Origin of the sequence: Ilumatobacter sp., assembly GCF_030065885.1 — a bacterium.
Classification (GTDB): domain Bacteria; phylum Actinomycetota; class Acidimicrobiia; order Acidimicrobiales; family Ilumatobacteraceae; genus Ilumatobacter.
Genome location: NZ_JASJCS010000197.1, coordinates 1 through 6,284, shown reverse-complemented (window position 1 = coordinate 6,284; position 6,284 = coordinate 1). Strand labels below are relative to the sequence as shown.

Genomic DNA, 6,284 nt, shown 5'->3' with positions numbered 1-6,284 from the left:
CGGCACCATGGTGACGACGCTGTAGTTACATTCGTGTGATTCTCGCATACCATACCCGCTTCCCGCAAGGGTGCATTTCGCGAATGCTCTGAGCAGGGCGATCGCGCGGTTCGTGATCCCGCCGGGAAGCGTTGTGGTCGGCGACCACGGAGCGTGGTCAGGTGAGTGCGCGTGCGTCAGCCGGCGCGCCGCCGGGTCATCCGGCGCCGGTGCTCGAGGAAGTCGACGAGCACGTAGTCGCCGAGCGCCTCGTTGGTGGTGTAGAACGCCCGACCCCCGTTGATCTGCGTCAACCGCTCGATGAACGCCGTCAGCGCGCTGGTGGCGTCGAGCACGAACGTGTTGATGCGGATCTGCTCGCGCGTGCAACGGACCACCTCCCGCAGCGTCGCCTCGACCGTCTCGCGGACCGGTGGGTAATTGAAGTACACGTCGCCGTGGGGCGTGATGTGTGCGGTCGGCTCGCCGTCGGTGATCATGATGATCTGCTTCGCGCCGGTCTGCTTCGCCAGGAGCTGGCGGGCGAGCGTGAACCCGTGGTGCATGTTCGTGCCGTACACGAAGTCCCACGACACCTCGGGGAGCTGTTCGGCGGTGATGACGCGCGCCGTCTCGCTGAAGCCGACCAGCCCGAGGTAGTCGCGCGGGAACTGCGACGAGATCAGGTGGTGGAGCGCCATCGCGACCTTCTTCGCCGGCAGGAAGTTGTCGCGCATCGGCATCGACATCGACAGGTCGAGCATCAGCACGGTCGACGAGCGGGTCAGGTGCTCGGTGCGTTCGATCTCGAAGTCGTCGGGCTGGAGCTCGACGGGAGTACCCGCGCCGGCGCGCCGGAGCGCGTTGCGGATCGTGCGGTGGAGGTCGAGCTGGAACGGGTCGCCGAACTCGTACGGCTTGGTCTGATACGTGCGCTCGTGGCCCTGCCCGTGCTGGTGCAGCTCGTGCTGACCGACGTGGTCCTTGGTCAGCTTCGTGAACAGATCGCGCAGCGCGTTCGAGCCGATCGCCCGCAGGCCGCGCGGCGTCAGCTCGAGGCGGCCCTCCTTGTTCTCGATCAGGCCCGCCTCTTCGAGCATCTTCGTCAGCTGGCTGAGCCGCTCGAGCGCCCGGGCGGCGTCGTCGCCGAGCAGGTCGCGGACGCGATCCATGTCGGCCTCGGCCAGCGCCCCCGGGTTGGTGGCGTTCTGGAGGAGGTGCTCGAGCTGGTCGAGGTCGCCCAGGTCGGCCATCGCCTGCATGGCCTGCGCCATCCCCATCGGGTCCTGACCCTCGAAGTCGTACGACTGGCCCCAGTTCATCTGCGGGAACATCTGCTGCAGGTTCGAACCGAGCTGGTCCATCTGCCACTGCAGGTCCATGTCCTCCATCAGCTGCTCGGCGAGCTGCTGCATCTGGGCCCGCTGTTCGGGCGTCATCGAGTTGAGCATCGCCTGCATCGCGGCCATTCGCCGGGCCATCTGCTCGAGCAGCTCCTCGACGCTCTCGGGGTTCTCGGGGAAGAAGTCGCCGAACTCGTCCATGAACTGCTCGAAGCCGGGGTCCTCGCCGCGCTGGTGCTTCTCGAGCATCTCGTTCAGCGCCGCCAGCATGTCCTTCATGCGCTGCATGTCCTGGGGTGACATGTTCTGCATGCCGTCGCTCAGCTGGTCGACGGCCTGTTGCATCAGCTGGTCGCGCAGGCGGTCCATCATCTGCTCGAAGCGCTGCTGCGCCTCGGCGGACTCGAAGTCGTACGAGCCGAGCTCGCGCACCTTGCCGGCGAGGTCGCTCGGCATCATGTCGAGGCGCATGTTGCGCTCGGCGGCGGTGTTGCGGGCGGCCTCGGAGCGCCGCTCGTCGCCGCTGGTCTCGGCGGCGCGGACGGCGTTCTCGATCGCGTGCCGCTCCTCGTCGACGATGTCGTCGAGCTCGCGCGAGATCTCGTCGTAGACGCCGCCGAGGTCGTGGCGCTCGAGCCGGTCCTGACGCTCCTGCCGGAGCCGGTCGAGCATGTCGCGCAGGCCGTCGAGGGGGTTGCCGTCGGCGTCGCGCATGCCCTCCTGCATCATCCGCCGCAGCGCGGCGTTGACGTCGCCGTGGTAGAGCAGCTCGTCGGTCAGCTGGTCGAACAGCAGGTCGGCGTCGAGGTCGAACCCGCGCTGCGTCCCGTCCCACCGTGAGTACGTGAACCGCGGTGCCATGATCGAACCGTACCGCGCCCGCCTAGAGGCGCCCCCGGTAGGTCGCGCTGGCGCCGGACTCGTCCTTGTTCAAGCGCTTGGAGAGGTGCAGGCCTTCGAGGACGAACTCGGCGGCGGCGGCGACCGCGGCCTCGGACTCCTCGCCACCGGCCAGCGCGGCGACCGGCGCCGCCAGCGCCGGGATCTGCTGGACGAGGTTGGCGAGCTCGGCGCTGGTGAGGTCCTCGCCGGTGTGGACGACCAGACCGTCCTCCTCGAAGGCGTCGACGATGGGCGTCGTGAAGGACGGGTCGACGCGCTCCTTGAAGACCGTCAGCACCGCGCCCTTCACGAGGTTGTCGAAGATCGCACCCTCGCGGCCGTCTTCCAACGCCTCGATCTCGATCTTGCCGATCGAGCTGGCGGCGAGCGCGTCGAGGTCGTCGACCCGGGCCACGATCGCGTGCTCGCCGGCCCGCAGCCCGCGCCGCAGCGCGTTGGCCGCCAGCGCCTCGTAGTTCGACACGCTGAGGCGGACGCTCACGCCGCTGCGCTGGTTGACGTGGCTGCTCGCCCGCGCGAGCTGGCTGAACGTGGCGACGACCTCGCCGAGGTACTCGGGCACAGCGACGCCGGCGGTCTCGCCGACCGACAGTGGACGCGCCTCCTGCTGCATGATCTCGTACTCGAGCTCGGCGTCGAGCGGGTAGTGCGTGCGGATCTGCGAGCCGAACCGGTCCTTGAGCGGCGTGATGATGCGACCGCGGTTGGTGTAGTCCTCGGGGTTGGCCGAGGCGACCAGCATCACGTCGAGCGGCAGCCGGATCTTGTAGCCGCGGATCTGCACGTCGCGCTCTTCGAGCACGTTGAGCAGGCCGACCTGGATCCGCTCGGCGAGGTCGGGCAGCTCGTTGATCGCGAAGACGCCGCGGTTGGTGCGCGGCACGAGCCCGTAGTGGAGCGTCAGCTCGTCGGAGAGGTAGCGGCCCTCGGCGACCTTGATCGGGTCGACCTCGCCGATCAGGTCGGCGATCGACGTGTCGGGCGTCGCGAGCTTCTCGCCGAAGCGGTGATCGCGGTGGACCCAGTCGATCGGCGCCTCGTCGCCCATCTCGTCGACCAGCTCTCGGGCGTGCTTCGACACCGGCTCGTAGGGGTCGTCGTTGATCTCGCTGCCGGCGATGATCGGCATCCACTCGTCGAGCAGGCCGGTCAACGAGCGGATCATGCGGGTCTTCGCCTGACCGCGCTCGCCGAGGAAGATCACGTCGTGACCGGCGAGCAAGGCGTTCTCGAGCTGCGGCATGACCGTGTGCTCGTAGCCGAGCACACCGTCGAACAACGATGCCCCCGACCGGATCTTGGCGACCGCGTTGGCGCGGATCTCCTCCTTGACCGGACGGGAGACCCAACCCGATGCCCGCAGTTCCGCCAACGTCGCCGCACGCTCTGCCATGATCCGACGCTACCCCGGTCCGCGCCGACGTGTCCCTTCAGGTATCGCTCCGGCCGGACGTCACAGCAGCGCGGTGAGCACCCACAGCGTCACCATGCCGGCGAGCAACGTCCAGATGATGTTGCGACGCCACCAGGCGACGCCGCCGGCGACGATCAGCGAGGCCGCCTCGGCGAGCTCGAGGTCGGGGCCACCCTCGCCGCCGGCCGCCAGGCTGACCGTCAGCGCGGCGAGCACGGCCGGCCCGACGTTGCGCAGCGCCCGTTCGACCACGAGCGGCAGCCGGCGCCCTGCGAGCGCGAGGATGCCGATGGCACGCATCACGTACGTCATGACGGCGACGCCGGCCACGATCGCGAGCGCGGCTGCAGTGCTCATGTCGCCGACGTCTCGTCTCGCGCGGCGACCCGGTACTCGGCGATCGACCCGGCGACGACGCCGGCGACGGCTCCGACGAGGATGCCGAGGCGGTCCTGCAGTCCCGCTGCCGCGAGCCCGACGAGACCGCCGACCAGCGCGGCGACGCCCTGCGGCAGGCGCTGGATGCCGATCAGCACCAGGCCGAGGAACATCACGGCCGGCGCGAAGTCGAGTCGCCACGATTCGGGCACCACCGGCCCGACGACCATCCCGACGGCGGTCGCCCATTGCCAGTTGACGAAGAAGAACAGCCCGACCGCGAGGTAGTAGCGACGGAACTCGGCCGGCGGCCGATCGACCTGGAGGATCGCCAGCGCGAACACCTGGTCGATCAGCAGGAAGGACCCGAACCATCGCATCCACCGCGGCTGGTCCGAGAACGCCGGAGCCATCGCCGCGCTGTACATCACGTGCCGCGTGTTGATCACGAGGCCGGCCACGATGACCGCCCAGATCGACGCCGTGCCCGCCAGCGTCACGACGGCGAGCTGGGCGGCGCCGGCGAAGATCAGCGGCGACGTGAGCCAGGCGACGAATGCCGGCATCGCCGACTCGGTGTTGGCCAGACCGAGCACGAAGCCGAACGGGATCGCCGGGAGGAACAGCGGGATCGCATCGGCAACGGCGCGGCGGTCGACGTCGTTGGAGAACCGCGTCGAGAGCGCCAGCACCGCGCCGAGGGTAACGCTCGCCGGCGCGCGGCCAGGGGTGGATTGCGGCCCCAGCGCGGTGCCCTGGGCACCACGATCGCGAGGTCGTTCAGGACATCGCCTTCGGGACGAACAGCGAGGCGCCGCCGCCCGCCGCGCTGCGGCCGACGCTCCGTGAGTCGCCGATCGGTACGATCCGGCCGTGGACCTCACCGGGATGTGGCGGGCGGCCGTCGCGACCGACGACCTGCGGCGAGACGCGATCGGCGTCGACGCCGACGACTCGACGTGGGCGCAGCTGCCGGTCCCCGGCCACTGGCGGAGCCACCCCGATCTCGCCGAGAGCGACGGACCGATCCTGTACCGCCAGCGGTTCACGATGCCGGAACCCGGTGACGACGTCCGCCGGTGGATCACCCTCGACGGTGTCTTCTACCAGTCCGACGTCTGGCTCGACGGCGCCTACCTCGGCGACACCGAGGGGTACTTCATGCCACATCGGTTCGACGTGACGGCACTCTCGCGCATCGGCGACGAGCACGTCGTCGCGATCGAGGTGGCGTGCCCGCCGCAGCACAGCCACCGCGGGAAGCGCACCATCACGGGCGTCTTCCAGCACTGGGACGGCATCGACCGCACCTGGAACCCCGGCGGGCTCTGGCGGTCCGTGCACGTCCACGACACCGGTCCGGTTCGCATCGATCGCTTCCGCGTGCTCTGCCGCGACGCCGACGAGACGCGGGCCCACCTCCTGCTCACCGCACGCCTCGACAGCGACCGGGCGCGCTCGGTCCGGATCCGCACGACGATCGACGGCGACGTGATGGCCGACGCCGACCACCACGTCGCCAAGGGACTCAACGAGGTGACGTGGAACCTCGACGTCGCCGATCCGGCGCTGTGGTGGCCGCGCTCGCTCGGCGAGCAGCCACTGACCGACGTCGTCATGGAGGTGCTGGTCGACGGCGAGTCGAGCGACCGCCACCAGCGGCGGACCGGCTTCCGCGTCGTCGCGTGGAACAACTGGTCCTGCTCGGTCAACGGCGAGCGCCTGTTCCTCAAGGGGGCCAACCTGCTGCCGACCCGGGCGGCGCTGGCGGACGCGACGCCTGCCGAGATGCGACGCGACATCGAGCTCGCCGTCGACGCCGGCCTCGACGCGCTCCGCGTCCACGGCCACATCGCCGACCGGGCGATCTACGACGCCGCCGACGAGATGGGCGTGCTGCTGCTGCAGGACTTCCCACTGCAGTGGGGCTACTCGCGATCGGTGCGCGGCCAGGCGGTCGACCAGGCGACCGCCGCCGTCGACATGCTCGGACATCACCCATCGATCGTCCAATGGAACGCGCACAACGACCCTGCCGCGGTCGCGGTCGGCATCGAGGGCGCGACGGCGCGGTCGCGGTTGCAGTACATCGCCGCGCACCAGCTGCCGTCCTGGAACAAGACGGTGCTCGACCGGTGGGTGAGGCGGGCGTTCGAGCGAGCCGACCCGACTCGACTGTGCGTGCCGCACTCGGGAGTGCTCCCCCACCTCCCGACGCTCGACGGCACCGACAGCCACTTCTACTTCGGCTGGTACCACGGCGACGT

General features: G+C 69.7%; 5 protein-coding genes. 1 reads left to right on the top strand and 4 read right to left on the bottom strand.

Annotated elements, in window-relative coordinates:
* Positions 1 to 176: 176 nt before the first annotated feature.
* The 4 genes from QNJ12_RS23570 to QNJ12_RS23555 are packed head-to-tail and all read right to left on the bottom strand — an operon-like array spanning position 177 to position 4,709.
* Entirely contained in the window at positions 177 to 2,183 is a 2,007-nt protein-coding gene (locus QNJ12_RS23570; protein ID WP_300626536.1) for a hypothetical protein, read from the bottom strand.
* Positions 2,184 to 2,205: 22 nt separating this feature from the next.
* Positions 2,206 to 3,618 (bottom strand): sigma 54-interacting transcriptional regulator, encoded by a 1,413-nt coding sequence (locus tag QNJ12_RS23565; protein ID WP_300626534.1) that lies wholly within the window; start codon positions 3,616 to 3,618, stop codon positions 2,206 to 2,208.
* Between the two features lie 60 nt (positions 3,619 to 3,678).
* Positions 3,679 to 3,996: an AzlD domain-containing protein gene (locus tag QNJ12_RS23560; protein ID WP_300626532.1), complete on the bottom strand. Its 318-nt coding sequence runs from the start codon at positions 3,994 to 3,996 to the stop codon at positions 3,679 to 3,681.
* Complete coding sequence (locus QNJ12_RS23555) at positions 3,993 to 4,709, bottom strand: AzlC family ABC transporter permease (protein ID WP_300626530.1); 717 nt, start codon at positions 4,707 to 4,709, stop codon at positions 3,993 to 3,995. The genes QNJ12_RS23560 and QNJ12_RS23555 overlap by 4 nt, the downstream gene beginning before the upstream one ends.
* A gap of 181 nt (positions 4,710 to 4,890) precedes the next feature.
* Between QNJ12_RS23555 and QNJ12_RS23550 the strand changes: the two genes are divergently transcribed.
* Positions 4,891 to 6,284, top strand: a 1,394-nt coding sequence (locus QNJ12_RS23550) for a glycoside hydrolase family 2 protein (protein WP_300626528.1), incomplete at its 3' end; no start/stop codon positions are given.

Coding starts and splice junctions, on each gene's coding strand:
- QNJ12_RS23570 (WP_300626536.1), bottom strand. CDS start 2,183: ATGGCACCGCGGTTCACGTACTCACGGTGGGACGGGACGCAGCGCGGG.
- QNJ12_RS23565 (WP_300626534.1), bottom strand. CDS start 3,618: ATGGCAGAGCGTGCGGCGACGTTGGCGGAACTGCGGGCATCGGGTTGG.
- QNJ12_RS23560 (WP_300626532.1), bottom strand. CDS start 3,996: ATGAGCACTGCAGCCGCGCTCGCGATCGTGGCCGGCGTCGCCGTCATG.